Annotated in this window: 26 protein-coding genes; 7 read left to right on the forward strand and 19 right to left on the reverse strand. The window is 72.6% G+C overall.

Annotation, left to right across the window (positions count from 1 at the left end; translation table 11 throughout):
• From tldD to J5Y10_RS00780, 3 genes are read right to left on the reverse strand one after another with little or no spacing between them, the layout of a single operon-like run.
• Positions 1–1,461 (reverse strand): metalloprotease TldD, encoded by a 1,461-nt coding sequence (gene tldD / locus J5Y10_RS00770; RefSeq protein ID WP_209369775.1) that lies wholly within the window; start codon positions 1,459–1,461, stop codon positions 1–3.
• Positions 1,458–2,951 carry a PAS domain-containing sensor histidine kinase gene (locus J5Y10_RS00775; protein ID WP_209369776.1) on the reverse strand — a complete coding sequence of 498 codons (1,494 nt, stop codon included), beginning with the start codon at positions 2,949–2,951 and terminating at the stop codon, positions 1,458–1,460. The genes tldD and J5Y10_RS00775 overlap by 4 nt, the downstream gene beginning before the upstream one ends.
• Positions 2,948–4,039, reverse strand: a complete 1,092-nt coding sequence (locus tag J5Y10_RS00780) for a COX15/CtaA family protein (protein WP_209369777.1) — start codon at positions 4,037–4,039, stop codon at positions 2,948–2,950. Before J5Y10_RS00780 ends, J5Y10_RS00775 begins: the two co-directional genes overlap by 4 nt.
• Before the next feature lie 145 nt (positions 4,040–4,184).
• On the opposite strand from J5Y10_RS00780, the gene J5Y10_RS00785 reads away from it, so the two are divergent.
• The 3 genes from J5Y10_RS00785 (at position 4,185) to J5Y10_RS00795 (ending at position 7,437) form a co-directional block, all read left to right on the forward strand.
• Positions 4,185–4,940, forward strand: coding sequence for a glycosyltransferase family 2 protein (locus J5Y10_RS00785; protein ID WP_209369778.1), 756 nt, complete (start codon positions 4,185–4,187; stop codon positions 4,938–4,940).
• Positions 4,941–4,950: 10 nt separating this feature from the next.
• On the forward strand, positions 4,951–5,661 hold the full coding sequence (locus tag J5Y10_RS00790) for a TVP38/TMEM64 family protein (RefSeq protein ID WP_342452797.1): 711 nt from the start codon (positions 4,951–4,953) through the stop codon (positions 5,659–5,661).
• A 123-nt stretch (positions 5,662–5,784) separates the two neighbouring features.
• On the forward strand, positions 5,785–7,437 hold the full coding sequence (locus J5Y10_RS00795; protein WP_209369779.1) for a caspase family protein: 1,653 nt from the start codon (positions 5,785–5,787) through the stop codon (positions 7,435–7,437).
• Positions 7,438–7,469: 32 nt separating this feature from the next.
• Here the strand turns inward: J5Y10_RS00795 and J5Y10_RS00800 are convergent, their stop codons facing one another.
• Genes J5Y10_RS00800 through J5Y10_RS00810 form a run of 3 tightly spaced genes read right to left on the reverse strand, consistent with a single transcriptional unit; the run spans position 7,470 to position 9,204 of the window.
• Positions 7,470–7,970 carry a hypothetical protein gene (locus tag J5Y10_RS00800; RefSeq protein ID WP_209369780.1) on the reverse strand — a complete coding sequence of 167 codons (501 nt, stop codon included), beginning with the start codon at positions 7,968–7,970 and terminating at the stop codon, positions 7,470–7,472.
• Positions 7,970–8,518 carry a hypothetical protein gene (locus J5Y10_RS00805; protein WP_209369781.1) on the reverse strand — a complete coding sequence of 183 codons (549 nt, stop codon included), beginning with the start codon at positions 8,516–8,518 and terminating at the stop codon, positions 7,970–7,972. Before J5Y10_RS00805 ends, J5Y10_RS00800 begins: the two co-directional genes overlap by 1 nt.
• 29 nt (positions 8,519–8,547) lie before the next feature.
• Positions 8,548–9,204: a hypothetical protein gene (locus J5Y10_RS00810; RefSeq protein WP_209369782.1), complete on the reverse strand. Its 657-nt coding sequence runs from the start codon at positions 9,202–9,204 to the stop codon at positions 8,548–8,550.
• Positions 9,205–9,277: 73 nt separating this feature from the next.
• Here J5Y10_RS00810 and J5Y10_RS00815 point away from each other — a divergent pair, with 73 nt between their 5' ends.
• Positions 9,278–10,123 carry an aldo/keto reductase gene (locus tag J5Y10_RS00815; protein ID WP_209369783.1) on the forward strand — a complete coding sequence of 282 codons (846 nt, stop codon included), beginning with the start codon at positions 9,278–9,280 and terminating at the stop codon, positions 10,121–10,123.
• On the opposite strand, the gene J5Y10_RS00820 is transcribed toward J5Y10_RS00815, so the two are convergent.
• Entirely contained in the window at positions 10,120–10,497 is a 378-nt protein-coding gene (locus tag J5Y10_RS00820) for a response regulator (protein ID WP_209369784.1), read from the reverse strand. The two genes, J5Y10_RS00815 and J5Y10_RS00820, sit on opposite strands and share 4 nt — an antisense overlap.
• A gap of 80 nt (positions 10,498–10,577) precedes the next feature.
• On the reverse strand, positions 10,578–11,375 hold the full coding sequence (locus tag J5Y10_RS00825) for an SDR family NAD(P)-dependent oxidoreductase (RefSeq protein WP_209369785.1): 798 nt from the start codon (positions 11,373–11,375) through the stop codon (positions 10,578–10,580).
• A 112-nt stretch (positions 11,376–11,487) separates the two neighbouring features.
• On the opposite strand from J5Y10_RS00825, the gene J5Y10_RS00830 reads away from it, so the two are divergent.
• The gene (locus tag J5Y10_RS00830; protein WP_209369786.1) at positions 11,488–12,306 is read left to right on the forward strand and encodes an aspartate dehydrogenase; all 819 of its coding nucleotides are present in this window, start codon (positions 11,488–11,490) and stop codon (positions 12,304–12,306) included.
• Here the strand turns inward: J5Y10_RS00830 and J5Y10_RS00835 are convergent.
• The 3 genes from J5Y10_RS00835 to J5Y10_RS00845 all read right to left on the reverse strand — a co-directional run bounded on the left by J5Y10_RS00835 (position 12,303) and on the right by J5Y10_RS00845 (position 15,744).
• Complete coding sequence (locus J5Y10_RS00835) at positions 12,303–13,043, reverse strand: alpha/beta hydrolase (protein WP_209369787.1); 741 nt, start codon at positions 13,041–13,043, stop codon at positions 12,303–12,305. The two genes, J5Y10_RS00830 and J5Y10_RS00835, sit on opposite strands and share 4 nt — an antisense overlap.
• A gap of 278 nt (positions 13,044–13,321) precedes the next feature.
• Positions 13,322–14,257 (reverse strand): 2-hydroxyacid dehydrogenase, encoded by a 936-nt coding sequence (locus J5Y10_RS00840; protein ID WP_342452815.1) that lies wholly within the window; start codon positions 14,255–14,257, stop codon positions 13,322–13,324.
• Between the two features lie 56 nt (positions 14,258–14,313).
• Positions 14,314–15,744: a GTPase gene (locus J5Y10_RS00845; RefSeq protein WP_209369789.1), complete on the reverse strand. Its 1,431-nt coding sequence runs from the start codon at positions 15,742–15,744 to the stop codon at positions 14,314–14,316.
• Between the two features lie 19 nt (positions 15,745–15,763).
• Between J5Y10_RS00845 and J5Y10_RS00850 the strand changes: the two genes are divergently transcribed.
• Positions 15,764–16,480 (forward strand): hypothetical protein, encoded by a 717-nt coding sequence (locus tag J5Y10_RS00850; RefSeq protein WP_209369790.1) that lies wholly within the window; start codon positions 15,764–15,766, stop codon positions 16,478–16,480.
• A gap of 45 nt (positions 16,481–16,525) precedes the next feature.
• Here the strand turns inward: J5Y10_RS00850 and J5Y10_RS27655 are convergent, their stop codons facing one another.
• The 5 genes from J5Y10_RS27655 to J5Y10_RS00875 form a co-directional block, all read right to left on the reverse strand.
• On the reverse strand, positions 16,526–17,098 hold the full coding sequence (locus tag J5Y10_RS27655; RefSeq protein WP_245214170.1) for a hypothetical protein: 573 nt from the start codon (positions 17,096–17,098) through the stop codon (positions 16,526–16,528).
• Between the two features lie 143 nt (positions 17,099–17,241).
• A complete protein-coding gene (locus J5Y10_RS00860; RefSeq protein ID WP_209369791.1) occupies positions 17,242–17,889 on the reverse strand; it encodes a GTPase in 648 nt (215 codons plus the stop codon).
• A 5-nt stretch (positions 17,890–17,894) separates the two neighbouring features.
• The gene (locus J5Y10_RS00865) at positions 17,895–19,304 is read right to left on the reverse strand and encodes a TRAP transporter large permease (protein WP_209369792.1); all 1,410 of its coding nucleotides are present in this window, start codon (positions 19,302–19,304) and stop codon (positions 17,895–17,897) included.
• A 43-nt stretch (positions 19,305–19,347) separates the two neighbouring features.
• Positions 19,348–19,896 (reverse strand): TRAP transporter small permease subunit, encoded by a 549-nt coding sequence (locus tag J5Y10_RS00870; RefSeq protein WP_209369793.1) that lies wholly within the window; start codon positions 19,894–19,896, stop codon positions 19,348–19,350.
• Between the two features lie 60 nt (positions 19,897–19,956).
• The gene (locus tag J5Y10_RS00875) at positions 19,957–21,075 is read right to left on the reverse strand and encodes a TRAP transporter substrate-binding protein (protein ID WP_209369794.1); all 1,119 of its coding nucleotides are present in this window, start codon (positions 21,073–21,075) and stop codon (positions 19,957–19,959) included.
• A 304-nt stretch (positions 21,076–21,379) separates the two neighbouring features.
• Here J5Y10_RS00875 and J5Y10_RS00880 point away from each other — a divergent pair, with 304 nt between their 5' ends.
• Entirely contained in the window at positions 21,380–21,574 is a 195-nt protein-coding gene (locus tag J5Y10_RS00880) for a hypothetical protein (RefSeq protein ID WP_209369795.1), read from the forward strand.
• 7 nt (positions 21,575–21,581) lie between these two features.
• Here J5Y10_RS00880 and J5Y10_RS00885 read toward each other — a convergent pair whose 3' ends face one another.
• The 3 genes from J5Y10_RS00885 to cheB are packed head-to-tail and all read right to left on the reverse strand — an operon-like array spanning position 21,582 to position 26,256.
• Positions 21,582–23,465: a response regulator gene (locus J5Y10_RS00885; RefSeq protein ID WP_209369796.1), complete on the reverse strand. Its 1,884-nt coding sequence runs from the start codon at positions 23,463–23,465 to the stop codon at positions 21,582–21,584.
• A complete protein-coding gene (locus J5Y10_RS00890; protein WP_342452798.1) occupies positions 23,462–25,207 on the reverse strand; it encodes an ATP-binding protein in 1,746 nt (581 codons plus the stop codon). Before J5Y10_RS00890 ends, J5Y10_RS00885 begins: the two co-directional genes overlap by 4 nt.
• Positions 25,204–26,256: a chemotaxis-specific protein-glutamate methyltransferase CheB gene (gene cheB, locus J5Y10_RS00895; protein ID WP_209370258.1), complete on the reverse strand. Its 1,053-nt coding sequence runs from the start codon at positions 26,254–26,256 to the stop codon at positions 25,204–25,206. The genes J5Y10_RS00890 and cheB overlap by 4 nt, the downstream gene beginning before the upstream one ends.
• Positions 26,257–26,270: the final 14 nt, after the last annotated feature.

A 26,270-nucleotide genomic window follows, 5' to 3' on the forward strand; every position in this document is an offset into this window, starting at 1 on the left:
TCAGACGGCCGTGCCGCCGATCGTCAGCCCCGTCATCTTCAGCGTCGGCTGGCCCACGCCCACGGGCACGCCCTGGCCCTGCTTGCCGCAGGTGCCGATGCCCGCATCCAGCGCCATGTCGTTGCCGATCATCGAGACCTGGGTCAACGCGCTCGGCCCGTCGCCGATCAGGGTCGCGCCCTTCACCGGCGCGCCGAGCCTGCCGTCCTCGATCATGTAGGCCTCGCTCGCGGAGAACACGAACTTGCCGGACGTGATGTCCACCTGCCCGCCGCCGAAGTTCACGGCATAGATGCCGCGCTTCACGCTGCGCAGGATCTCCTCCGGGTGGTGCTCGCCGCCGAGCATCACCGTGTTCGTCATGCGCGGCATCGGCGCGTGGGCGTAGCTCTGGCGCCGCCCGTTGCCGGTGGGGGAGACGCCCATCAGCCGCGCGTTCTGGCGGTCCTGGATGAAGCCCGTCAGGATGCCGTCCTCGATCATCACCGTGCGGCCGGTCGGCGTGCCCTCGTCGTCGATGGTCAGCGATCCCCGCCGGTCGGGGATGGTGCCGTCATCCACCACCGTCACGCCCTTGCTGGCCACCCGCTGGCCCATCAGCCCGGCGAAGGCGCTCGTGCCCTTGCGATTGAAGTCGCCCTCCAGCCCGTGGCCGATCGCCTCGTGCAGCAGGATGCCCGGCCAGCCCGGCCCCAGCACCACCTCCATCTCGCCGGCCGGCGCCGGCACGCTGTCCAGGTTCAGCACGGCCTGGCGCAGCGCCTCGTCCACCGCGGCCTTCCAGGTCGCCTCGCCCAGCACGCGGTCGTAGGAGAAGCGGCCGCCGGTGCCGTAGCTGCCGGTTTCGCGCCGCCCGTCGCGCTCCACCACCACGTTCACGTTCAGCCGCACCAGCGGGCGAAGGTCCGCCACTTCGCGCCCGTCCGCGCGGATGATCCGCACGGCCTGCCACTCGCCGTACAGCGAGGCCATCACCTGCACCACGCGGGAATCGCGGCCGCGGGCATAGGCGTCGATTCCCGCCAGCAGCGCCGTCTTCGCCTCGAACGGCAGCAGCGGCAGCGGGTTGGCGGAATCGTAGAGCCGGGCGTTCGTCGCGCGCGGCGGCTCCGCGACGCGGATCGTTCCTTCGCCCGGCAGGCCGCGCACGGCGGCGGCGGCGCGGCGCAGGGCAGGGGCCGTCACCTCCCCGGCATGGGCATAGGCGGCGGCCGCCCCGCGCACGGCGCGCAGGCCGAAGCCGCGCTGCGTGTCGAAGGTGGCGGAGCGGATGCGCCCATCCTCCAGGCTCGTCATCTCGCTCTCCCGGTACTCCAGGAACAGCTCCCCATCCTCGGCGCCGGAGAGGGCATCGGCGGTGATGCGGGCCGCCTCGCCCCCGTCCAGCTCGCGGAAGAACAGGCGCGCGGTGGCGTCGAGCGGCGTGTCGCCCGTGTTTGAACCCGTGGTCGAATGGATCATGCCGAACTCTCCTCGACCGGCGGCACGGCCAACCGGACGGTGGTGCCCTTGCCGGGCGTGCTGTGCAGATCCAGCCCGATCCCCATCGCCCCCGTCAGGGCGCGGGAGAGATAGAGGCCGAGGCCGGAGCCGGGATACCGGCGGCTCAGCCCGCCCTCGAGCTGGGTGAAGGCCTCGAAGGCGCGCGGGATGTCCTCCTGCGCCATGCCAATGCCCGTGTCGGAGACGACGATCTCCATCCCGCCCCCTTCCCGGGTCGCGGCGGAGAGCGTCACCCGCCCACCGGCGGGGGTGAACTTCACGGCATTGGAGATGAGGGCGTCCATCACCTGGCGCAACCGCCCGCCATCGCCGCGCATCGATGGCAGCCCTGCCGGCAGCGCCTCCTCGAAGGCGATCCCCGCCCCCTCGGCGAGGCGGCGGCCGGCGACGGCGGCGGCCCGCAGGATCGGCAGCGGATCCAGCACCGCCCCGCGGAGGGAGAGGGCGCCGGCCTCGATCCGCGTCGCCTCCAACAGGCCGTCCACCAGCCCCAGCAGCTGCCGCCCGGCCGCCAGGACCTCCTTCGCGTGGTCGCGCACGGCTTCCGGCCGCGTCTCCTCCAGGATGGCCTCGGAGAAGCCGATCACGGCGTGCAGCGGCGTGCGCAGCTCGTGCGTCATCGTCGCCAGGAAGCCGGACTTGGCGCGGGACGCCGCCTCGGCCGCGTCGCGCGCCGCCTCCAGCTCCGCCCGCGCCCGCCGCTCCTCCGTCACGTCGCGATAGGCGCGGATGAAGCCGCCGCCGGGCATGGGGTCGGTCCGCACCTCCAGCACCGTGCCGTCCGGGCGCGTGCGGACGAAGCGGCCCGTCTCCGAGATGCTGCCCCGGCTGCGCGCGATCGCGTCCCGCGCCGCCGGGCTGGTCAGGTCCCCGAACTCGAGGGAGGCGAGCTGCAGCAGCCGTAGCTCGTCCACGTGGCGCCCCGGGCGCATCGTCTCCTCGCCCAGCCCCGTCAGCCGCGCGGCCAAGGCATTGGCCGCGATGAGGAAGCCCTCACCGTCGAACAGGGCCAGGCCGTCCGGCTGGTTGTCCAGCATGGCCTGCAAGGTCTCGGTGCGCTGCCGGGTGGCGGCCTCCGCCTTGGCGCGGCGGGTCACGTCCGTGAAGACGGCCGCCAGCCCACCATCCGGCAGCGGCACGATCCGCGCCACCACCACCGTGCCGTTCGGCCGGGTGCGGATCTGCTCGTAGGCGGTGGGATTGACGAAGTCGTCCTGCATCAGCAGCAGGGCCGCCTCCACCTGGGGCCCGTACTCGCCGGAGGCCACGCGGCGGGCGATGATGTCCGCGTGGTGCTCGCCTACCGCCACCTCGGACCCTTCCATGATCCGCTGATAGGCCGCGTTCACCAGCCGCACCCGCCGGTCCGGCCCATAGACGCAGACGCCGTGCGGCAGCGCTTCGAGAACGGTCCGGTAGAGATCCTCGGACGGCGGGGGATCGCTCAAGCGGGCCGGCCCGCGCGGGGCCCCCGCAGCGCGTGCAGCAGCACCAGCGCGCCGGCCAGCACCGCCACCGCCACCGTCTGGTGCAGGGTGCCGAGCCAGGCCGGCACCGCATGCACCAGGGTCGAGACGCCGAGGCCGTACTGGAGGAGCACCACCGCCGTGCAGCCGCCCGCCGCCCGACGTGCCGGCCCCCGCGGCAGGCGGGCCAGCCCCAGCGCGCCCAGTGCAAGCGCGGAGAGGCCGGTGAGGGTGGCGAGCAGCCGGTGGTTGAACTGCACCGTCGCCACATCCCCCACCAGGGCATGGAGGAAGGTGGTGGCGCCGGTGCCGCCATAGCCCTCCGGCACGATCTGGCCGGCCATGAGCGGGAAGGTGTTGTAGTCCAGCCCCGCCTTGATCCCGGCCACGAAGCCGCCCGCCAGCATCGTCAGCACCACCAGCCCCGCCGTGGCATGGGCCAGGGGCCGCAGGAAACGGGCCTCGGCCGGCGCGTCCCGCCCCGGCCGAAGCAGGGAGAGCGCGGTCCAGAGCAGCACGGCGAACAGCAGGAGCGCGAGGCTGAGATGGATCACCAGCCGCCAGGGGGAGACGGCCGTGCGGTCCGCCTCGAAGCCCGAGGCGACCATGAACCAGCCCACCGCCCCCTGCAGCCCGCCCAAGGCCAGCAGCAGCACGAGGCGCCTGCCGTAGCCTTTCGGGATCGCCCCGCGCATCCAGAACCAGAGCAGCCCCAGGCCGTAGACCAGCCCGATCAGCCGCCCCCAGAGGCGGTGGGTCCATTCCAGCCAGAAGATGCCCTTGAAGCCCTCCAGCCCGAAGCCGCGGTTCACCAGCTCGTATTGCGGGATGGTGCGGTAGAGGTCGTAGAGGCGGTTCCACTCCGCCTCGCTCATCGGCGGCAGCGTGCCGCGGAGCGGGGCCCATTCCATGATCGACAGGCCGGACCCCGTCAGCCGGGTGGCGCCGCCGAGGGCAACCATCACCCAGACCATGGCCGCCACGGCCAGCAGCCACCACGCCACCGCGCGGGCCCGCCCGGTCGGGGCGGCCGCGGTGCTCAGAAAAGGGGCCTGGGCGTCGAAGGGCATGATGTCCCGAAGGTGGGAGAGAGGGCAGGGCAGGGCAAGCGCGCGGACCGTAGGTACGGCAGGGGGGTATTATCCGACTGTCCCAAGAGGGCCGCAACCGCCGCGCTGGACGCACCCGCCGCCCCCTGCTACCCCCCGCCGCCGCATGCTCCCCACCTCCAACCCCTCGGAAACCCCGGATTCCAGCGCCCCGGCGATCAGCGTCGTGGTGCCGGTCCGGAACGAGGCGCCCAATGTCGCGCCGCTCGTCGCGGAGATCGCCGCCGCCCTGGCCGGCACGCCGCACGAGATCATCTACGTGGATGACGGCTCCACGGATGCCACGGCGGAGTCGGTGCGGGCGCTGGGCACGGTGCGGCTGCTGCGCCACGCCTCCTCCTGCGGGCAGTCTGCCGCCATCGTCACGGGCATCCGTGCCGCCCGCGCCCCCTGGATCGCCACGCTGGACGGGGACGGGCAGAACGACCCGGCGGACATCCCGCGCGCCTGGGCCCGGGCGAGGGCGGAGGGAATGGACACGCTCGTCGCGGGCTGGCGCACCACCCGCAAGGACACGGCCACGAAGCGCGTGACCAGCCGCATCGCCAACCGCATCCGCGCCAAGCTGCTCGGCGACGCCACCCCGGACACGGGCTGCGGGCTGAAGGTCTTCCCGCGGGAGCTCTTCCTCACCCTGCCGCCCTTCGACCACATGCATCGCTTCCTCCCCGCCCTGGTGCTGCGCGCCGGGGGGCGGGTGGTGAGCGAGCCGGTGGGGCACCGCCCGCGCACGCGCGGCGTCTCCAACTACGGCACGCTGGATCGGCTGGCGGTGGGGGTGGTGGACCTGCTGGGGATGATGTGGCTGCAGCGCCGCTGGAAACGCCCGCGCCTGCTGCCCGACGACCCGGCTTCCCCATGAACGCCACCCCGTGAGCGCCACGACTGGGGCCGGCACCCCCGCCACCCGCACCCGCCGCGCGGTGGTGGCGGCCGGGCGGATGGCGCTGCTGGCCGCCGGGCTGGGCGTCGCGGGCTGGATCATCCGCACCCTCGGCCTCGCCCCTGGCGGCGAGAGCGGGATGGCCTGGGTGGACCACTGGATTCGCGGCCAGGGGCTGTTCGGCGAGGCTGTGTTCATCGCCGCCGGCACCGCCGCCGCCGCCGCCGGCCTGCCCCGCCAGGCCGTGGCCTTCCTCGGCGGCTATGCCTTCGGCGCCACGATCGGCACGGCGCTCTCGCTGCTGGCGCAGGTGCTGGGCTGCGCCATCGCCTTCCTCTGGGCCCGCATGATCGGCCGCGGCTGGGCGGAACGGCGGCTGCAGGGCCGTTTCGGCCGCCGCCTGCGCCCGCTGCACGACAGGCTGGCCGGCAGCCCCTTCGGCGCCACCCTGGCGCTGCGGCTGCTGCCCGTGGGCAACAATCTCGCCCTCAACCTGCTGGCCGGGCTGTCCGGGCTGCGGCTCGCGCCCTTCCTGGCGGCCTCCGCCCTGGGATACCTGCCGCAGACCCTCGTCTTCGTGCTGCTGGGCGATGGGGTGGCGGTGGACCGCACGGCGCAGCTCCTCCTCGGGGCGGCGCTCTTCGTCGTCTCCGTCGTGCTCGGCATCTGGCTGCTGCGGCGGGAGCCGGCCGGGGGCTGAGGGCCGCGCCCCCGCCGCCACGGGTTGTTTTGCCCTGGGTATGATCCTCGGAAGGGACTAAAAGTAACCACGACCCTCGCGGCTCGGGAAAGCATGCCGCGTCCCCACTGACGGAGACCGGCCATGAAGACCGGCCAAAAGATCCCGGCCCTTCTCCTGCTCGTCCTGGCGCTGCTGCTGCCCTGCAGCGGCGCGCTGGCCCAGCGGATCGCCCTCGTCATCGGCAACAGCGCCTATCAGCGGCACGGCGCACTGGCGAACGCCGCGAGCGATGCGAGCGGCGTCGCCGCCGCCCTGCAGAAGCTGGGCTTCCAGACCTCCGCCTATCTGGACACGGACCGGCCGACGATGATGCGCGCCCTGCGGGAGTTCGGGGACCGGGCCCAGGGCGCCGAGGTGGCGCTCGTCTTCTATGCCGGCCACGGGGTGCAGGTCAGCCGCGGGGCAAGCGCCGAGAACTACCTGCTGCCCGTCGATGCGCGCCTGGCCGATGTGCGGGACGTGGAGGACGAGGCGATCGGGCTGGAGCGCCTGCTGGAGCGGCTGGACGGGGCCAGGACGCGGATCGTTATCCTTGATGCCTGCCGCGACAACCCTTTCGCCGCCCAGATGGCGGGCCAGACCGCCTCGCGCGGCGTCTCGCGCGGCCTCGCGAGGGTCGAGACCTCCCAGCGCGGCACGCTGCTGGTCTTCTCGACGGAGCCGGGCAACGTCGCGCTGGACGGGGCCGACGGCGCGAGCCCCTTCGCCGCGGCGCTGATCGACTATCTGCCGACCGAGGGGATCGAGGTGCGGCAGATGCTCACCCGCGTCCGGCAGAGGGTGTTCCAGGCCACCGGTGGAAAGCAGACGCCCTGGAGCAATGACGGCCTGTTCAACGACGTCTTCCTGGCCGGCGTCGTCCGCCCCGCCGAGGCTGCCAATGCTCCATCCGCCCCGGACCCGGGCACGGCGATGGAACTGGCCTTCTGGAACTCCATCCAGGGCACCAGTGATCGGCAGGAGCTTGAGGCCTATCTCGCCGCCTTCCCGCAGGGCCGCTTCGCCGCCCTGGCCCGCGCGCGGCTGGAGCGGCTGGGCAGCACCGCCGCCGCCACCTCCCGCATCGTCGGCAAGCCCCCGGTGGCCGAGCCCGCCCTGCAGCGCGAGCCGCTGGACCGCGCCGGCGTGGCGGAGGCACAGCGCCTGCTGACCGGCATGGGCTTCGAGACCGGGGGTACGGACGGCGTGGCCGGGGGGCGCACGCAGGAGGCCTACCGCGCCTGGCTCTCCGCCGCCGGACGCGACACCGGGGAACCGATGGATTCCGTGACCCTGGCCGCGATGCGGGATCCGCCCCCGGCGGACCAGCGCGCCGCCGCCCTGCTGGAGTTGGGGACGCGGCAGCAGGCGGCCGGGCAGAACGCCTTCGCGCGGCGCTCCTACGACCGCGCCCGGACGCTGGACCCGGGTGGCGAGGCCGGCCGCACCGCCGGCCGCCGCCTGGCCGCGCTGCCCGCCGATCCGCAGCCCCAGCCGGCCCGCCGGGCCGCGGCCCGGACCGGATCCCGGACCGCGCCCGAGCCGGTGCAGGAAACGGAGGTATCCCGATACCCAGTCCCGAACTATTCCGGAGGGCGGGTGACCTACGGGCAGCCGGGCATGGGCGGCACCGGCCCGGCCATCGGGCCGCAGGGCAATGGCGACCGCCCGCCCCGCATCCCCGGCTTCGGCGGGATGCCGGGAGGCGGTTTCTCCGGCGGCGGGGGCAGCGGCTACCGGGGATCGCGCTGGTAGGCTGGGCGATCCCGGCCTGACTCCCGGGGCCGCTACTGCAGGCTGCCCCAGCGCGCCGTGGCCGGCTCCGCCGCGGCCCATTTCCAGCGTTCCCCATCCCCGCCCTTCTGGCGGCAGGCGGTGGTGAGGAACCACTCCTGCGTGCGCTCCGCCCCCTCGCCCTCGGCGATGGAGAACAGCGCCTCCCGGCAGGTGGCCAGCGGCGTGACCATCTCCCGCACCAGCCGGGCCTCGCCCTCCTCGTCGCCGAAGGGAATAGTGTGCTCGCTTCGCCAGGCCAGGGTCTCGCCGGGGGCGAGGCGGCCGATGGCCTCCGCCACCGCGTCCTGCTCCCCTCGCGCCCGGACGCGCACGGCCCAGTTCAGCCCGGCCTGGACCGCCGCGCGCGTGCCCACCGCGATGCCGAAGCCCAGGGCCGGGTTCGCCGTGGCCGTGCCGGCCGCGACACCCGCCGCCGCGCTCGTCAGGTCCGTGGCGAGGCCGCAGCCGGAGAGCGGCACCAGCACCAGGAAGGGCAGGGCAAGGCGCCGCATCACTGCAGGCTGCCCCAGCGCTCGGTGGCCGGTTCCGCGGAGGCCCAGCGCCAGTTGGCGCCGTCCTGGCAGACATAGGCGGTGTAGAAGCCGCGCTGCGGCTGTTCCTCCGGCCGGGTGGTGGCATCCACGGAGAAGACGATCTCCTTGCAGCGGATCGTCCCGGCCTCGATCAGGCGGACCACCGTCACCTCGCCGCGCTCGTCCGGCTCGATCGGCACGCCGTGCTCGATGGACCAGGGGGCAACGCCGCCCACCGGCAGCGGGCCCGCCGCCTGCGCCACGCGGGTCTGCGCCTCCCCATGGGCGCGCCGCTGGGCGTAGTGCAGCCCGGCCCGCACCCCCGCCTGCACGCCCAGGCCGATGCCGGTCGTGACGGTGGCACTGGCGCCGATGGCGTCCGAGATGGCGGCAGCGCCCAGGCCGGCACCGGCGGCCGAGGTCTCGCCCAGCAACTCGGAGCAGGCGGGCAGGGTGAGGCCGAGAAGGGCGAGGAGGAGGTAAGGGGCGCCCCGGGCGCGGGGTGGCCTTCGGCTGTGCTGCGACATGCTTTTCTGGTGCGTCCTTCCCGGGTGGGTCACGGTGTGATGAGGGGGCCGATGACGGCCATGAAGCGGGAGAGCATCTCCCGCAGATCCGGCAGGCCGGAGGGCGGTGGGGGCGGGGCGGCCCCTTCCGGCTGGCGTGCCCGGAACCGGGCCAGCGCCTCGGCCGTGCCGGACAGGGGGAACTCGACCGGCTCCTTCATCGCCTGCGGTTCCGGCACCAGCAGCCCGTCGATCCGGACGAGGACGCGGGTGGCCCCCGGAAGCTCTGCGGCGGCACGGGCCAGGTCGCCCTCCCGCGGGGCGCAGACGAGGGAGCGTCCCTCCAGCCCGCAGGGCATGTCGAAGAGGCGATTGGGCGGGAATCGAAGCTGGGCGGTGCCCGTCAGCGCCAGCAGCCCGCGCCCGGCGCCTTCCAGCGAGAGGTCCCGGGCGGTGACCACCGGCACCAGCTTCCCGCCCCGGTCCGCCACCTCCAGCGCCAGGGCCGCGAGACCGGCCGAAGCGGGCGAGACGGGCTGGCGGTTGAGCATCCGGCACTCCGACCGATCCGTCATGCGGTCCACGGAGCAGGAGAGGAGCCAGGAGCCGACCGATTCGGTGCCGCCGCCGGAACCACTCCCCTGGGAGAGGGCCGGGCCAAGGGGTGGCAGCACGAGCAGGAGCAGGAGGGCGACAAGCCGCGTCATCCCCACCACATTCGCACGGGCGCGCCCGCCGCGCGGCGCGCGATCGCGTGACAGGTGACAGGGAAGCCGCAGCATGACCGCGAAGCCACAGCGAACCGCTCGCCTGCCGGACGGGACGGAGGTACCGGTGCTCGGCCAGGGCACCTGGCACATGGGCGAGCGCGGGAGCGACCGGCGGGCGGAGGCGGATGCGCTGCGACTCGGCCTGGACCTTGGCATGACCCTCATCGACACCGCGGAGATGTACGCGGACGGCGGCGCGGAGGAGGTCGTGCGGGACGCGGTGGCCGGGCGGCGGGAGGAGGCCTTCATCGTCAGCAAGGTCTATCCCCAGAACGCCTCCCGCGCCCGCATGGCCCGCAGCTGCGATGCCAGCCTTCGCCGGATGGGGGTGGAGACGATCGACCTCTATCTGCTGCACTGGCGCGGCGGCGTGCCGTTGGCGGAGACGGTGGAGGCCTTCGGGCGCCTCGTGGAGGCGGGGAAGATTCGCCGCTGGGGCGTCTCCAACCTCGACCTGGACGATCTGGAGGAGTTGGGCGCCGCCCTGCCGGACTGCGCCACGGACCAGGTTCTCTACAACCTGGAGGCCCGAGGGCCGGAATACGACCTGCTGCCCTTCTGCCGGGACCACGGGATGCCGGTGATGGCCTATTCTCCCGTGGGGCAGGGCGGGCGGCTGCTGCGGAATGCGGCCCTGCGGGATGTGGCCGCGCGCCACGGCACCGGTCCGGCGGCGATCGCGCTCGCCTTCACCCTGCGGCAGGAGGGGATCATCGCCATTCCGAAAGCCGCCGCTTCCGACCATGTCCGCCAGAACGCGGCGGCGCGGGACATTGTGCTGACGGAGGAGGACCTGCGCGCCCTGGACGCCGCCTTCCCGCCACCCCGGCGCAAGCAGGCTCTGGCGATGCTCTAGGCTTCGTCGGAAGGCGGGTTCACGCCGAGGCTCCGCATTGCATCCACCAACTCCCGCGTGCGGAAGGGCTTGCGGAGGAAGCGCTCATTGGGGCCGAAGTTGCGGGCGTTGCCGTGGGCCGGGCGGCCGGTGAGGTAGATCACCGGCAACTCGGGGTGCTTCTCCTGAGCGACCTTCGCCGTATCGAACCCGTTTGGGCCGGGTCCGAGGTCGATATCCGTCAGCAGAAGGCTGCACCCCGCGCTGGAGTCGAGATGCGCCAGCGCGATATCGGCAGTGGCGGCAGGGCGCACGGCGAAGCCCTCCGCCTCGATGATGTCGGTCAGGACATCCCGGACGAGGTCGTCGTCTTCCAGCACAACCACGTCGAACATCGGTCCAGTCCTGGCCATCACCCGCCCTCTTCAACGCACCTAACGTCGCGGGGGTGAAAGTGTTGGGCCCGATAGAACGCTCAGACGGCCATAGTGGCAACCGAGCCACCGTCCACGCGGTAGTTCGCACCGTTGACGAAGCTCGCCCGTTCCGAGCAGAGCAACGCGATCACCGACGCCACCTCCTCCACGCGCCCGCGGCGGTGCAGCTCCAGCGTCGGACGCTCCTCCTTCAGGAAGGACTGCACGGCCTCCTCGAAGGACGTGCCGCGCTCCTTCGCGCGCTTCTCCATCATGGCGTCTGTCATCGGCGTCTCGATATAGGCGGGGGAAACGCTGTTCACGAGTACGCCCTGGCGCGCATAGGTCTTGGACAGGCCCTTGGTGAGGTTGAGGATCGCGGCCTTTGCCGCGCAGTAGGGCAGCTCGTCCGGATAGGGCTGCACCGCATCCTCGGAGCCGATCAGCACCACGCGCCCCCAGCCCTGCTCCACCATGCCAGGGATCAGGGCGCGGCAGACGCGAACGGCGGAGAGGAAATCCACCTCCAGCGCCGTCCTCCAGTCCTCATCTGTCAACGTGTGGAAGACGCCCGTCGGTCCGGTGATCCCGGCGGCGTTCACCAGGATGCCCACGGGCCCGAAGGCCTCACGCGCCGCGAGCGCCAGGGCCTCCACCTCGGCGGGCTTCGTCAGGTCGGCGGCCACGGCCTTCACCGCGCCGTCCAGCCCGGCGGCGGCCTTCTCCAGCGCACCGGCATCCTTGTCGGACAGCACGACCTTCGCGCCCTCGGCGAGGAGGAACCGCGCCGTCTCCAGCCCGATCCCGGAATCGCCGCCCGTGACGACCGCCACGCGGTCCTTGATGCCGAGGTCCATGTGCGCCGACTCCTTCCCGCGTTATGTCGGGTGCTGGACGCGGCCGCGGACGCATGGTTTCCGAGCGCGGCGGTCGGGCATTCTCACGAATCGCGTGACACGAGGACAGGCCATGAGCAACAGACCCCCCCTTCGCATCGCCGTCGCCGGCCTGGGCGCGGTCGGCATGGCCGTGGTCGCCGCGCTGGAGAAGGGGCTGCCGGGCTGCGCGCTGGCCGCCGTCTCCGCACGCGATATCGGGGCCGCGAAGGCCCGCCTCTCCGCCGCCACGTCGCGCGACGTTCTCGTGGTGCCGGTGGAAGCGCTGGAGCCGCTGGCCGACATCGTGGTTGAGGCCGCCCCCGCCGCCCTGCTGCCTGCCATCGCCGAGCCCTTCCTGCGCGCCGGCAAGGGCGTGGTGGTGCTGAGCGCGGGCGCGCTGCTGCGGGCGGAGCACCTGCTGGAGCTGGCGAAGGAGCATGGCGGCCAGATCACCGTGCCCACCGGCGCGCTGATCGGGCTGGACGCGGTGGCGGCCGCGGCGGAAGGCACCATCCACTCCGTGCGGATGGTCACGCGCAAGCCCGTGCGCGGCCTCGTCGGCGCGCCCTATCTCGTGGAGAACAACATCGCCATCGACGACATCAAGGAACCGCTGCGGATCTTCAAGGGCACGCCGCGCGAGGCGGCAATCGGCTTCCCTGCGAACCTCAACGTCGCCGTCGCCCTATCGCTCGCCGGCATCGGGCCGGACCGGACGGAGCTGGAGATCTGGGCGGACCCGGCGCTGACGCGCAACACGCACCGGATCGAGGTGGACGCGGATTCCGCCGCCTTCTCCGTGCAGATCGAGAACATCCCGAGCGAGAACCCGAAGACCGGGCGCATCACCGCGCTCTCCGTCGTCGCCTGCCTGCGCAAGATGGGCGCGCCGCTGCGGGTGGGGACCTAGCGCAGCCTCTCCCGGATCCACGCGTAGCCGCGGGCGCGAACCTTCGTGGCGATGCGCGTGGAGAAGTGGATAAAGCCGTGCGGGGATTCGGGGATCAGGTGCATCTCCGCCTCGCCGGCCGCACGCCATCGTTCCGCCAGTTCCAGCGTGTCGTCCCGCAGCGGATCGAGCGCGCCCACGAACATCAGCGCCGGCGGCAGGTCCTGCAGGTCGGCGTAGAGCGGCGAGAGGTCCGGTGCGCGGCGCTCCCCGTCGTCCAGTTCCGGGGTGAGGCGGCACAAGGCCTTCCTGAGGTCGCGGCCTGGCAGGACGAGGGTGTCGCGCCCGGCCTCGCGCAGGCTCTTCGTGCCCGCAAGGTCGTAGACGCCGTAGTGCAGCACGACACCGCGCACGCGCCCCAGCAATTCAGGCCACGCTTTCAGCCGCAGCAGCGTGGCGACGGCCAGGTGGCCGCCCGCAGATTCGCCGCTCGTCACCACCGGCAGCGCCGCAAATTCCGGCAGCCCGCCGCCCAGCAACCAGCGCGCGGCCGCGACGCAGTCCTCGATCACGTCCTGGACGGGCGTGCGGCCGGCAAGCCGGTACTCGACCGACACCACAGCGACGCCGCAGGCGCGGATGATCCCGGCGTTCAGCCCGTCATCCACGCGGGCATTGCCGATGGCCCAGCCGCCGCCGTGGATGTCGAGCACCACGCCCTTCACCGGGCCGAGGGGGCGCAGGATCCGCACGGGCACGCGAAGCCCGCCCGCCTCCGCGATCCGCTCCTCCAGATGCAGTCCGGCCCGCCGGACCGCCCGGTCGCTGCCGATCTGCGATAGCCGCAGGAGCGACTGGATGAGGATCTGGTCGAAGCGGTTGCGGATCTTGAAGCGCGGCGCCCAGGCCAGCTTCCGGTTGAGCCGCCGCGCCTCCTCGAGGTCGCCTTCGTCGATGTCGAGTGCTGGAATGGCGCAGGTCCCGAAAGTATTGCCAAGAGCGGTGGGAACGGCCCGGCCCCGCCCGCGTTTCGCCCTTAAGCCACCACGCTCGAGAGCGGACGCCCCGCGAAGAAGGCTTCCAGATTGTCCAGCACCAGCTGCCGCTGCGCGTTCTGCGCGGAGGCGGCATAGGCAGCGACATGCGGCGTGAGCACGACGCTGGGGATGGCGCGCAGCCGTTCCGGCACCTTCGGCTCATCCTCGAACACGTCCAGCGCGGCGCCGGCAATCGCGCGGCGCTCCAGGGCGTCGCACAGCGCTTCAGTGTCCACCACGCTGCCACGGGAGATGTTCACCACCTCGCCCTCAGGCCCCAGCGCCTCCAGCACGGCGGCGTTCACCGCGTGCCGGTTCTTCGGCGCCGCGCGCACGGCCACCATCAGCACGTCCGACCAGCGGGCGAGGGAGGCCAGGCTGTCGTGATAGGCGTAGGGCACCCCCTCCGCCACGCGGCGGTTGTGGTAGGCGATCTCCATTCCGAAGGCGGCCGCCCGGGTGGCGATTCGCCTGCCGATGGCGCCCAGCCCGTAGACACCCAGCCGCCGCCCATAAAGGCCCGGCACCAGCGGCAGGCGCTCCACCGCGTTGCCAGTCCAGCGTCCCTCCCGGACGTAGCGGTCCCCCTCCGCGATCTTGCGGCCGCTCGCGAGCACGAGGCCCATGGCGAACTCCGCCACGGCCTCCGCATTGGCCTCCCCCGCATTGGTCACGGCGATGCCGCGTGCGGCGGCGGCCTGCAGGTCCACGCCCTCGAAGCCCGTGCCGTAGCAGAGGACGAGGCGGAGCCCCGGCAGCGCCCCGATCAGCGCCGCATCGGTCCTGATCCCGCCCAGCGTGATCAGCGCCCGCGCCTCCTCAGCCCCCGCCGGCACGAAACCGGCCTCGGAGCGCTCCATGGGGCCGAGCAGCGTGTACCGCTCCTCCAGCCGCGCCACGAGCGGCTGGGGCAGGCGCGGTGCCATCAGGATCACGGGCTTCAAGCAGGCATCTCCCAGGGCATGACGCGGCGCAGCATGCATCCCGGTGGCTAGCCCCGGAAGCGCCCGAGGAAGGAAACCACCTCCTGCAGGCTCGGCGGGTGCTGCAGCACCGCCCAGCGGTCCTTGAGGAAGGCGAGGTAGGCCTGGCCCAGCGCCGTGGTGATTCCATAGGCCAGGGCCGCGTTCACGGCCCCGCCCGCCACGGTCCCGATGCCCGGGATGAACTTCAGCAGCGTGCCGAAGCTCCGCGCCGCCACGCGCCCGCCCACCCCCGCGGCGGCCGGCCCGAGCAGCGCGGCGGCCACGGCCTTCAGCGGCATCTCCTCCGCCGGCGTGCCCATCCGGACCGTCACGTCCACGATCATCTTCGCCTGCACGCCGAAGAGCAGCGCGGCGTCGGCGAAGGGGATGGGCGTGGCGGCCAGCGCCGCGGCGACCTTGGCGTGGGCGGCGATGGCGGCCTCCGCCTCCGCGATCTTCGGGGCGAGGGCGACGAGATTGGCGGCCGCCGCGGCCGCGCGCCGGCCCTCCGGCAGCGCCTCCACCGTGGCCGACACTAGCGCCTCCAGCCCCCGCGCCTCCACTCGGGCGCCGCCGGGAAAGAGGCGGGGCGCGGCCACCACGCGTAGCGCGGCCCGCGCCTCCGGGATGAGTTCGCGCACGGCGTCGGTGAGGCGGTCCTCGCCCCAAGCCTTGGTCAGCACCAGGATCACGGGCACGCCCTGGGCCGCCAGCAGCCGCGCGAGGTCCCGGTCCGCCGGCTCAACCCGCTCCCCCGCCGCATCGACGCAGAGCCAGGCGAGGTGAAGCCGCTCCTCCTCCGGCAGGGTCGCCAGCCGGGACAGCTCCGCCTCCACCGCCGCCCGCGTTTCCTTGTAGGCGCCAGGCTCCAGCCCGCGCGTATCGGCCAAGTGCAGGGGCGCGCAGGGGTGGCGGTACCAGGTGGCCACGGTGGAGACCGGCGCGCCTTCCCCCGTCTCCGCGGCCACGCGGCCGAAGACGGCGTTCACCAGCGTGCTCTTCCCCGCCCCGGACCGCCCGGCCAGCAGCACGTTGCAGCGCTGCATCCCCGCCATCCGGTCCTCCACCCCCGGCACGGCGGAAACCGCCTCGTCCAGCAGCGTCGCCCCGCGCCCGAGGAGGCGGCCGACCCAGCTCCCGCGCGCAGGCGCCGGGCGGGTGAAGCCCCGGGCCACGGGGGAGGTGTCGCCGAGGGCGGAGAGCTTGCGGACCCGCAGCGCCGTCAGCCGGGCATGCAGGGCAGGGGGGGCGTCCGCGCCCTCCACCAGAAGGGGGCGCAGGGCGCGGGCCAGCGGCAGGGGCTCCGTCTCCGCCAGCCCGGCGGCGGCCGCGATCTCCGCTCGCTCCCGCCCCGTGCAGAGCAGGAGGAGAGGCAGGGGATCGCCGCCCGCCACGGCCCGGCGGGCATGGTCCAGCGCGATGGCGATCGGGTCCGGCTTGACGGTCCTGCTGAACATCGGGAGGAGTCTGCCCGGCATGGCCGCCCCCGTCCAACCCGAGCCGAGACGTTTCGCGGAACCCTCGCCGGAGGGTGACAGCGCCTCCCTCATCGCCGCCCTGCTGGCGGGGAGCGAGGGGGAGCTGGCGGCGGAGCTGGAACCGGCGGTGGAGGCCTTCATCGGCAACGCCGTGTTCCGCTACGTTTCCTCCGAGGCGCTGGTGGCCATCAGCGTCACGGCGATCTTCTTCGTCCTGGCCGCGGTCGCCCCATACCTGCCGAGCATCACTTGGGCCCTGGCCGCGGCCGGGCTGGTGCTGATGTGGTACCTCGTCCACTTCGCGCAGGGGCTGGTCTCGGCCTGGCCGCTGGCGCGGGCGCTGTTCCTGCTGCGGGGAGCGCCGGTGTTCCGCTTCGCCCTCTTCGTCCTGGCCCGCTACGCCATCACCATGCTGGAGGCGAAGATGGAGGAGATTGGCCGCGCCGCCTCCCTCATCCCCCGGTTCGGCATCCGCCTGGCACGCGTGGTGTACCAGGATGACCGGGACCGCGTGGCTCTGGCCCTGGCGGATGCGCTGGCCCGCCCGGTGCGGCGGGAGCTGCTCTGGACCGCCGCGCTGGGGCTGTTGCCGATGCTGGTGGTGATGTTCGGGTTCCGCTCCGCCCTAATGTGGAAGGCCGGGCTCTACGGGGTGGCACACATGGCCTGGTACGAGCTGCTGCTGCTGCCCTTCCGCGGCGGGCTGGGCGGCTAGACCGCGGAGCGGAGAAGGGCCCGGCGAACCGGGCCCCTCCCTTCCTCAGCGCGTGGCGCGGTCCACTGCGCGCCCGACGGCGGTGCCGGGCGGGTTGGACGGCGTGCCGTCGGATTGGGACGGATAGGCACCCGAGGTATTGGTGCCCGCCGCGCGGTCCACGGCCCGCTCCGCCGCGGTGCCGGGCGGGTTGCTGGCGCCATGCGTCGTGGCCGCGCTGTGTTGTGCCGGGCGGTGCTGCGTCGTGCTGTGCTGCGCGGGGCGGTGCTGCGCGGGCGGCGTGGTGGCGCGATCGGCCGCACGGCCGACCGCCGTGCCGGGCGGGTTGGCGCGCGTGCCGTCCGACTGCGCGGGATGGGCGCCGGAGGTGTTGGTGCCCGCGGCGCGGTCCACGGCCCGGCTGGCGGCGGTGCCCGGCGGGTTGGCGCGGGTGCCGTCGGACTGCGAGGGATAGGCGCCGGAGGTGTTGGTGCCGGCCGCGCGATCCAGGGCGCGGGTGGCGGCCGTGCCGGGCGGGTTGCCGGGCGTGCCATCCGCCGGGGCCGTCGTCTGGGCCTGGGCCGCCAAGGAGAGCATCGCGGCGGCGGCGGTGCCGAGAAGGGCGAGGCGAGCGATCATCGAAGGCGTTCCTTCTATCGGGGAGGCCGTTGGCTGGCCTCCCACAACCGGAAGCCTCGCGCCGGGTTGCGCCACCACCATGACGGGGAGAAGGTCACTTCGCGGCAGGCGTGGCGCTTTCGGGGCAGCCGCGCGGGCGTCCCTCAGCCCGGCAGAAAGGGGCGGGACGCCCCCAGCAGCATTTCCAGCCCATGGGCCGGCAGCAGAACCGCCCCGTCCTCGCCCAGTAGCGCCCGCGTGTTCACCGCCAGCACGGTGGGATCTCCCATCGCCGCCGCGATCCGCGCGCGCAGCCCGGCATGGGCCTCCGCGCCGGGCTCGGCATGGGTGAGGACGACGAGGAAGGGGATGCCTGCCCGCCGCAGCGCCTCCGCGAATTCCGCCAGCGTGCCCTCCCCCGCGAAGGCGCGCCCGCCCTCCGCGTTCACCACCAGCCAGACCAGGTGCGGCCGTCGCGCCGGTCCTGCCTCCGCAATAGCCTCATCCAGCCGCGCCACCTGGGCCGCGCTCTCGGCCGTCTCCAGCCCGCGCGTGTCGCCCAGGGCAAGGCCAAGGACGGAGTCCCGCCCGTGCCAGCGCGTGCCCGCCGTCACTGGCGCCCCGGCGCCGGAGGGCGCGGCCTCCTCGCCCAGCACCGCGTTCACCAGCGCGCTCTTCCCCGCCCCGGTCGGCCCGACGAGCAGGATCCGCCCGCGCCCCGCCGCCCAATCCGGCGGCGCCAGGACCCGCGAACGGAAAAGGCCCGGGATGGCGCCGCGAAGCGCCCCCCAGGCCCGGTCCAGGATACCCATCGGGGTCAGTTGAAGGTGATGGGCGGCGCGTCCTCGCCGGTGTCGGGCATCGGCACCTCGATCCGGACGCTATTGGGGTCCACGCCCGTTCCCTTGTCGATCCAGTAGGTCACGCTCTCCGGCCAGATGATGACGATGGCCACGAGCGCGAGCTGGAGCAGCAGCCAGGGAATGGCACCCCAGTAGATGTCGCGGGAGAGGACCGACTTCGGCGCGATGCCCCGCAGGTAGAACAGGGCGAAGCCGAAGGGCGGGTGCATGAAGCTCGTCTGCAGGTTGATGCAGAGCAGCACGCCGAACCACACGAGGTCGATGCCGAGCTTGGCGGCCACCGGCGCCAGCAGCGGCACGATGATGAAGGCGATCTCGAAGAAGTCGAGGAAGAAGGCCAGGAAGAAGACGAAGATGTTGACGGCGAGGAGGAAGCCCACCTGACCGCCGGGCAGGCCGGAGAGCATGTGCTCCAGCCAGAGCCCGCCATCGACGCCCTGGAACACGAGGGAGAAGACGGTGGAGCCGATGAGGATGAAGATCACCATGGCGGTGATCCGCATGGTGTTGGACATCGCTTCCCGGATCAGGACCCAGGAGTAGCGCCCGTTGATCCAGGCCAGCGCCACCGCGCCGACCGCGCCCATGGCACCCGCCTCCGTCGGCGTCGCCAGCCCCAGGAAGATGGTCCCGAGAACGAGGAAGATGAGGACGATGGAGGGCACCATTCCCTTCATCACGCGCCAGTAGAGCGGCCAGCCGCGCTCGCCCAGCGCCTCCGCCGGCAGGGCCGGCACCTTGTGGGGCGCGAAGATGGAGACGCCCGCGATAAAGGCCATGAAGAGCAGGATCTGCAGGATCGAGGGCCCGATCGCGCCCGCGTACATGTCGCCGACCGAGCGGCCGAGCTGGTCGCCCAGCACGATCAGCACGAGGCTGGGCGGGATCACCTGCGTGATGGTGCCCGACGCCGCGATCACGCCGGTCGCGATCCGCATGTCGTAGCCGTACTTCATCATGATGGGCAGGGAGATCATGCCCATCGCGATGACGGAGGCGGCCACCGTGCCGGTGATGGCGCCGAGCACCGCCCCGACGAGGATGACGGCATAGGCAAGCCCGCCCGGGATCTTGCCAAAGAGCTGCCCCGTGCCCTCCAGCAGGTCCTCCGCCAGCCCGCAACGCTCAAGGATGGCGCCCATCAGGGTGAAGAAGGGGATGGATAGCAGCAGGTCGTTCGACAGCGTGCCGAAGACGCGCAGCGGCAGGTTGCCGAGATAGGCGGTGGTGAAGAAGCCCAGCTCGATGGAGATGAAGCCGAAGAACAGCCCCACCGCGGCCAGGGAAAAGGCCACGGGGAAGCCGAGCAGGAGGAAGATCACCAGGCCGCCGAACATCAGCGGCGGCATGTAGTCCGCGTTCATGGAAAGATCCGTCCGGTCGTCGTCTGGTTCACTGGCCAGGAAATCACTGGAGAGGCCGCTCGTAGTTGACGACCGCCTCGCTCGCCGGCCTCAGCCCGCGCAGCAGCGCGATGCGCTTGATGAGCTCCGAGACGCCCTGCAGCGTCAGCAGCGCGAAGCCGATCGGCATCAGGATCTTCACCGGCCAGCGCATCAGGCCGCCGGCGTTCTGGCTTCCCTCCCCGCGCTGCCAGCTGTCCAGGAAGAAGGGCCAGGTCATCCAGGCCAGCAGGATCATGGCCGGCAGCAGGAAGACGATGATGCCGAACACGTCCACCCACAGCCGCCGCCGTTCGGACATGTTGCCGTAGAGGATGTCCACCCGCACGTGCTCGTTCCGGAACAGCGTGTAGGGGGCGCCCAGCATCACCATGCCCGCGAAGAAGTACCACTGCACCTCAAGCCAGGCATTGGACGAGTAGGAGACGCCGTAGCGCACGAAGGCGTTCCCGGCACTGACGGCACAGGCCAGCAGCGTCAGCCAATCGGCGATCCAGCCGATCTTCGTGTTCAGGTCGTCCACAAAGCGGCTGAAGGCGAGCAGTGGCTTCATCGTATCCGTATTCCTTGGGGTGCCCGGGGGTGTGCCCGGCGGGCGGCCCTGCCGCCGCGCCTAGCGGCGCGGCTGGGCCGCCTGCTGCTGCTCCTGCGCCTGCATCAGGTAGACGAAGCTGTCATAGGAGTTCTCCGCCACCCGGAACCACTGGAGCTGGGTGTCGCGATACGCCTTGAAGTGGTCGTACACCTTCTTGAAGCGCGGGTTCGCCGCCGCCGTCTCGTCGTAGAGCTCGAAGGTAGCGCGGTAGCAGGCCTGCATCACCTCGCGCGGGAAGGCGCGCAGCTGGGCGCCGCCCGCGATCAGGCGGCGCAGCGCCAGCGGGTTCTGGTTGTCGTACTTGGCAATGGTCTCAATCGTGGCGTCGCGGCAGGCGCTGGTCAGCGCCTCCTTGTAGAGCGCCGGAAGCTCGTCGTACTTCGCCTTGTTGATGTGAAGCGAGAGGTTCAGTCCGCCCTCCCACCAGCCCGGGTAGTAGTAGTAGGGCGCCACCCGGTTGAAGCCGAGCTTCTCGTCGTCATAGGGCCCGATCCACTCGGCGGCGTCGATCGTGCCGCGCTCCAGCGCCGCGTAGATGTCGCCGCCCGCGATCTGCTGCGGCACGGCGCCGAGCTTCTGGATCACGTTGCCCGCGAAGCCGCCGATGCGGAACTTCAGGCCGGACAGGTCCTGGACCGTGCGGATCTCCTTGCGGAACCAGCCGCCCATCTGGGCGCCCGTGTTGCCGGCCTGGAAGGAGACCATGTTGTAGCTCTCGAAGAACTCCTTCATCACCTCGTGCCCGCCGCCGGCATTCAGCCAGGCGTTCTGTTGGCGGAAGTTCATGCCGAAGGGGACGGTGCCGTCGAAGGCGAAGGTCGGGTCCTTGCCGGTGAAGTAGTAGGAGGCGGTGTGGGCGCACTCGATGTTGCCCTGCTGCACCGCGTCCACGGTGCCGAAGGCCGGCACGATCTCGCCGGCCGCAAAGGTGCGGATCTGGAACTTGTTGTCCGTCAGTGCCGCCACGCGCCGCGCCACGACCTCGCCCGCGCCATAGATCGTGTCCAGGCTCTTGGGGAAGGAGGAGGCCATCCGCCAGCGCAGCTCCGGCGCGGTCTGGGCGATGGCGGGGGCAGCAAGCGTCGTGGCCGCAGCAGCGGCCAGGGGCGCGCCCGCGACGAAACGGCGGCGGTTCATCGGATGTTTGGCTCCCGGTATGGCCCGTCGGACGCGGGCGTTCCTTTCGCCCCTTAACCTTCCCTGGGCCCTCTGCCTAGCACTGATCGCGCGCGCGCGAGGAGGCGGGGCGTTACGCTGTGGTCATGCGGACCGCCGCGGCGGGTTCCCTGCCGCCCGCGCGTGCCCGGCCCCGGCAGAAATCGCCCGGGCTTTGGGGAAGCGCGTTGAAGCGATGGACTGTTCATTCTTCGTTCATGCGAGGCCGGGAATGCTGTGCGGGCCGGAAGAGCCGGCGATCCCTCAGGACGAGACCGGAACGCCTATGTCCCCCTCCGCCTCCCCCCGCATCCTGCACCCCATCCACTCCGCCGCCCTGCTCGAAGGGCCGGCCGGCGTGGCGCTGCACCTGCACGGCATCGACGGCGTGCTGACCCAGGTGCCCCTGACCTTCGCCGCGCTGCGCGAGATCGCGGCCCTGGCCGGCGCCGCCACCGCCCGGCCCGCTTCCCGGGACTGAACGGGCCTCAGCCCAGCAGCACCGCCACGTGCTCGGCCAGTTCCGCCTGGCGATAGGGCTTGTGCAGCACGGGGATGCCGGCCGCGAGCGCCGCCAACTCCGCATAGCCCGTCACCAGCAGGATCGGCAGGTCGGGCCGCATCGCGCGCGCCCGCTCGGAGAGTTCGGCCCCCGTCATGCGCGGCATGGCGAAGTCCGCCACCATCAGCCGGACGGAGGGATCGCTCTCCAGCACGCGCAGGGCGGAGATTCCGTCATCCGCCTCCACGGTCTCGTGGCCGAGATCGGCCAGGAAGCCGGCCGTCACCTCGCGCACGGTGGCATCGTCGTCCACCACCAGCACGCGCACCGGCTCCCGCGCCGGCGCCACCTCCTGCGCTTCGCCATTGGCCTGCGCTGCCGCTCCGTCCGCCGCGGGCAGGTAGAGGGCGACGCGCGTGCCCTGCCCGGGCCGGCTGTCGATGGTCAGCCCGCCGCCGGATTGCTGGACCAGGCCGTAGACCATGGGCAGGCCCAGCCCCGTGCCCTTGCCCACGTCCTTCGTGGTGAAGAAAGGCTCGAAGACGCGCGCCAGCACCTCCGGCGTCATGCCCGTGCCCGTGTCGGAGACCGTGACGCGCACGTAGGAGCCCGCCGGCAGGTCGGGCACCTGCTCCGCCGCCACCGTCACCTCCTCGGTCGCGATGGTGATGGCGCCGCCGTTCGGCATGGCGTCCCGCGCATTGATGCAGAGGTTCAGCAGCGCCAGTTCCAGCTGCTCCGGGTCCACCGTCGCCGTTACCGGTTCCGGCGCCAGCCGCCGGCGCACCTCCACCGTGGTTCCGTTCGGCCCGGCCAGGCTGCGCGCCAGCAGGTCCCCCATGCCGAGGACAAGCTGGTTCACGGAGACGGTCCGCAGCGCCAGCTCGTTCCGGCGGGAGAAAGCGAGAAGGCGCCGCGTCAGCGCCGAGCCCCGTTCCGCCGCCATGGTGGCGTTCCGCAGCAGCCGTTGCAGCCCGGGATCCTCCCCCACCCGCCGTCCGGCAAGCTGCAGGCTGCCAAGGATAGCGGTGAGGAGATTGTTGAAGTCGTGCGCGACGCCGCCGGCCATGGTGCCGAGGGCCTGCATCTTGTCCGCCTGGCGCAGGCGCCCCTCCATCTGGCGCGCCTCCGTCACGTCGCGCCCGATCGTCACCAGCACGCCGTCGCCCAGCGCCACGCGGCTTACCTGCATCCAGCGGACCGCGCCCTCCGCCTCGCCCGGTTCCTCCACAAGTTCGGAAACGGCGCCCTCCGCCAGCGCGCCCGCCTCGGCCCGCGCCAGCCGCGCCGCCGCCTCATCGGAGAGGAGCTCGGATTCGCGCCGGCCGAGAAGGGACTCGACCGTGCCGCCCAGCGCCGCCGCCCTAGCGCCGTTCAGGCGGATGAAACGCCCCGCCGCATCCTTGAAGGAGAGCTGCTCCGGCAGATTCTCCAGCAGCCCGCGCATCAGGGCGCGCTCCGTCTCCAGCGCGTGGCGCAGCGCGTAGCGGTCCCGCGCGGCCGTAACCATGGAGAGCAGCGCCGCCGGCTCCCAGGGCTTGGCGGCATAGCCGGCGATGCGGCCGCGATTCACCGCGCCCACCACCGCCTCCAACTCGGCATATCCCGTCAGCAGCAGCGCCTCGGCATCGGAATAGGACCGCGCCCGTTCCAGGAAGGCGTCGCCCGTCAGCCCGGGCATGCGCTGGTCCGAGAGGATGACGGCCGGGCGCAACCCGCCCGCCAGCATCCCCAGCGCCTCCTCCGGCCGGGTGGTAGAGACGACGTCGAATTCGTCCTCCAGCAGGTCGGTGAGGGCGGTCAGGATCTCGGCCTCGTCATCGACGAGGAGGATCGTGGCGCGCCCGCCCGGAACGGCCTCTTCCGTCACGCCGCGCCCTCCGCCGGCACGCGGACCGTGAAGCGCGCCCCGCCGCCGGGCGCGTCGTCCACGGCGATGCTGCCGTGATGGGCCTGCACCACGGTATAGGCGATGGAGAGGCCCAGCCCCGTGCCCGCACCAACGGGCTTGGTCGTGAAGAAGGGCTCGAAGATGCGCGCGCGGATCGCCTCCGGCACGCCGGTGCCGGAGTCGCTCACCTCGATCACGTAGTCGTCGCCGTCCAGCCGCGTCGCCACGCGGATATGGCCCGGTCCCTGGATCGCATCCGCCGCGTTGCCGACGATGTTCATCACCACTTGGTTGAGAAGGGCCGGGGAGCATCGCAGGATTCGCGGCGCCTGGAAGTCCTGCACGACCACGATCCGGTCAGAGAGCTTGTGGGTCAGCAAGGCCAGCACGGTGGAGATCGCTTCCGGAACGTCCACTTCCTGCGCGCCGCCCTCCTCCATGCGGGAGAAGCGGCGGAGGTTGGAGACCAGCTCCTGGATCCGCCGCAGCCCGACCGCCATCGATTCGGCGCGCTGCACGGCCTTGCCCACGGCCTTCGCGGCTTCCGGGTCCCCGGCCACGCGCGGGGCCAGCCCGTCCAGCAGACGCGTCACCGTGCCCTGATGCGCCAGGATGAAAGCGAGGGGGTTGTTGATCTCGTGCGCGATGCCCGCCACCAACTCGCCGAGGGAGGCCATCTTCGCTGCCTGCACCAGCTTGCCCTGGGTGTCGCGAAGGGCGTGGTTGGCGGCCCCCAATTCTGCGTTCGCCCGCTCCAGCGCATCGGCTAGCGCCGCGCGCGCCTCGGCGGAGGCGGCCTCGGCCCGCGCGCGTTCCACCTCACGCAACCGCTCGCGCAGCGCGGCCTCGATCCGGCGGTTTTCCTCGCGCAGCAGCTTGCGGCGGACCAGGGCGCGCACGCGCAGCCGGATCGCCTCACCCACCGCCTCGGCGGGCAGGACGTCGTCGGCCCCGGCCTCGAAGGCAGCCACGGGGCTGGCCCGCGCGCCCTCCAGCGCCACGATCCGGAAGGCAGCGTCCGCGTCGCCGGCCCGCGCCGCATCGGCGGACCGGATCGCGTCCAGGCGCCGGCACAGCGCCAGGCCCTCCGGCCCGAGCCCGGCGAGGTTGATCAGCACCCCGTCCCACCCCTCGCGGCCCGCTGCGGCCTCCGCCCCGGCGCTGTCCACCGCTTCCACGCTGTCCCCGTCCGCGGCGAGGAGGGAGGAAAGCCAAAGGCGGTGCGTCGGGCCGTCATCCACCAGCAGCAGCCGAGCCCGGCGGAAACCGGTGCCGGGGGAATCCGGCATGTCCTCGGCATCGCTGCGGCGGAGCAGGGCGCGGAGCCGGGCCAGGATCAGCTCCCGCCCTGCCGATTTCGGGGCATAGGCGTCGGCGCCGCTCTCCAGTCCCTGGCGCTCCAGGTCCGCGCCGCCGCCGCCATCCCCGGCATCGGTCAGCATCAGCACGGGAAGGGCGCGGGCACGCACGTTCAGCCGGATGCGGCGCACCAGCTCGTCGCCGTTCATGCCGGGCAGGTGGTAGTCGGCGATCACCAGGGCGGGCAGGGGGCCGTTCAGCCCGTCCAGCGCCGCCTCCGCCGTCGCGGCGCGCGTCACGGCGAAGCCATCCGCCTCCAGCATCCGGCGGAGCTGGAGGGCCTGGGTCTCGGAATCCTCGACCAGGAGGATGCGCGGGACCTCATCCCGGTTCCCGGCCTGCCATGCGGCCCCGGCGCTCACTTCGGTCGCACGCCCGTCTCGGTCCCACCCGCCGCTTTCGCCAGGCGCGGACCGATGAGGTCCAGCGGCAGCAGGGACGAGACCCCACCCAGCCGCACCGCCGCCGCCGGCATGCCATAGACCACGGCGGTCGTCTCATCCTCCGCCAGCGTCAGGCCGCCGGCATTCCGCAAGGCGGTCAGTCCGCGCGCCCCGTCCTCGCCCATTCCCGTCAGCAGGATGCCCATGCCGCGCGGCCCGAGGTTGCGGGCCATGGTCTGGAACAGCACGTCCGCCGCCGGGCGCTGCCCGCCCACGGGCGGGGCCTCGCTGACCTGCATCAGCCCGCCGGCGGTGATGCCGAGATGCCGGTCCCCCGGCGCCACGTAGACATGGCCGGCACGGGGCAGGATGCGGTCCTGCGCGAGGGTCACGCGCGGCGCCACCAGCCCGTCCAGCCAGGCGGCGAAGCCCTCCATGAAGGGGGCACCCATGTGCTGCACCACCAGCACCGGCACGGGAAAGTCCGCCGGCAGCGCCCCCAGCACCCGTGCCAGGGCCGGCGGCCCGCCGGTGGAGGCGCCGATCCCCACCAGCGCGGGCTGGGCCGGTGCGGGAAGGGGGGCGAAGTGGCGCGGCGTAGGGAGGGGCGCGGAAAGGCTTCCCGCCCGGCGCCGGATCACCGGCACCTGGCTCATGATGTAGAGCTGCGTGCAGATCCCCTCCGCCGCCCGCTCCCACCCCTCGCGCCCGGGGCCGAGCGGCTTCTCCACCACGGTCAGCGCCCCCGCCCGCAGCGCGTTCATGGAGATGCGGAGCCCCCGTTCCTCCACTGCATCGGCGATCACGACGATCGGGGTGGGGTGTTCCGCCATGATGCGGCGGGTGGCCTCCAGCCCATCGATCCCGGGCAGGCGGATATCCATGGAGATCACGTCCGGCCGCACTCGCGCGATCTCCGCCAGCGCCTCCTCGGCCGAGGGCACGGCGGCGGCCAGCTGCAGACGGGGATCGCGCGAGACGATGTGCGACAGCAACTGCCGCACCACGAGGCTGTCCTCCACGATCATCACGCGCACGGGTG

It is taken from the genome of Roseomonas indoligenes, from assembly GCF_017813365.1.
Classification (GTDB): domain Bacteria; phylum Pseudomonadota; class Alphaproteobacteria; order Acetobacterales; family Acetobacteraceae; genus Roseomonas; species Roseomonas indoligenes.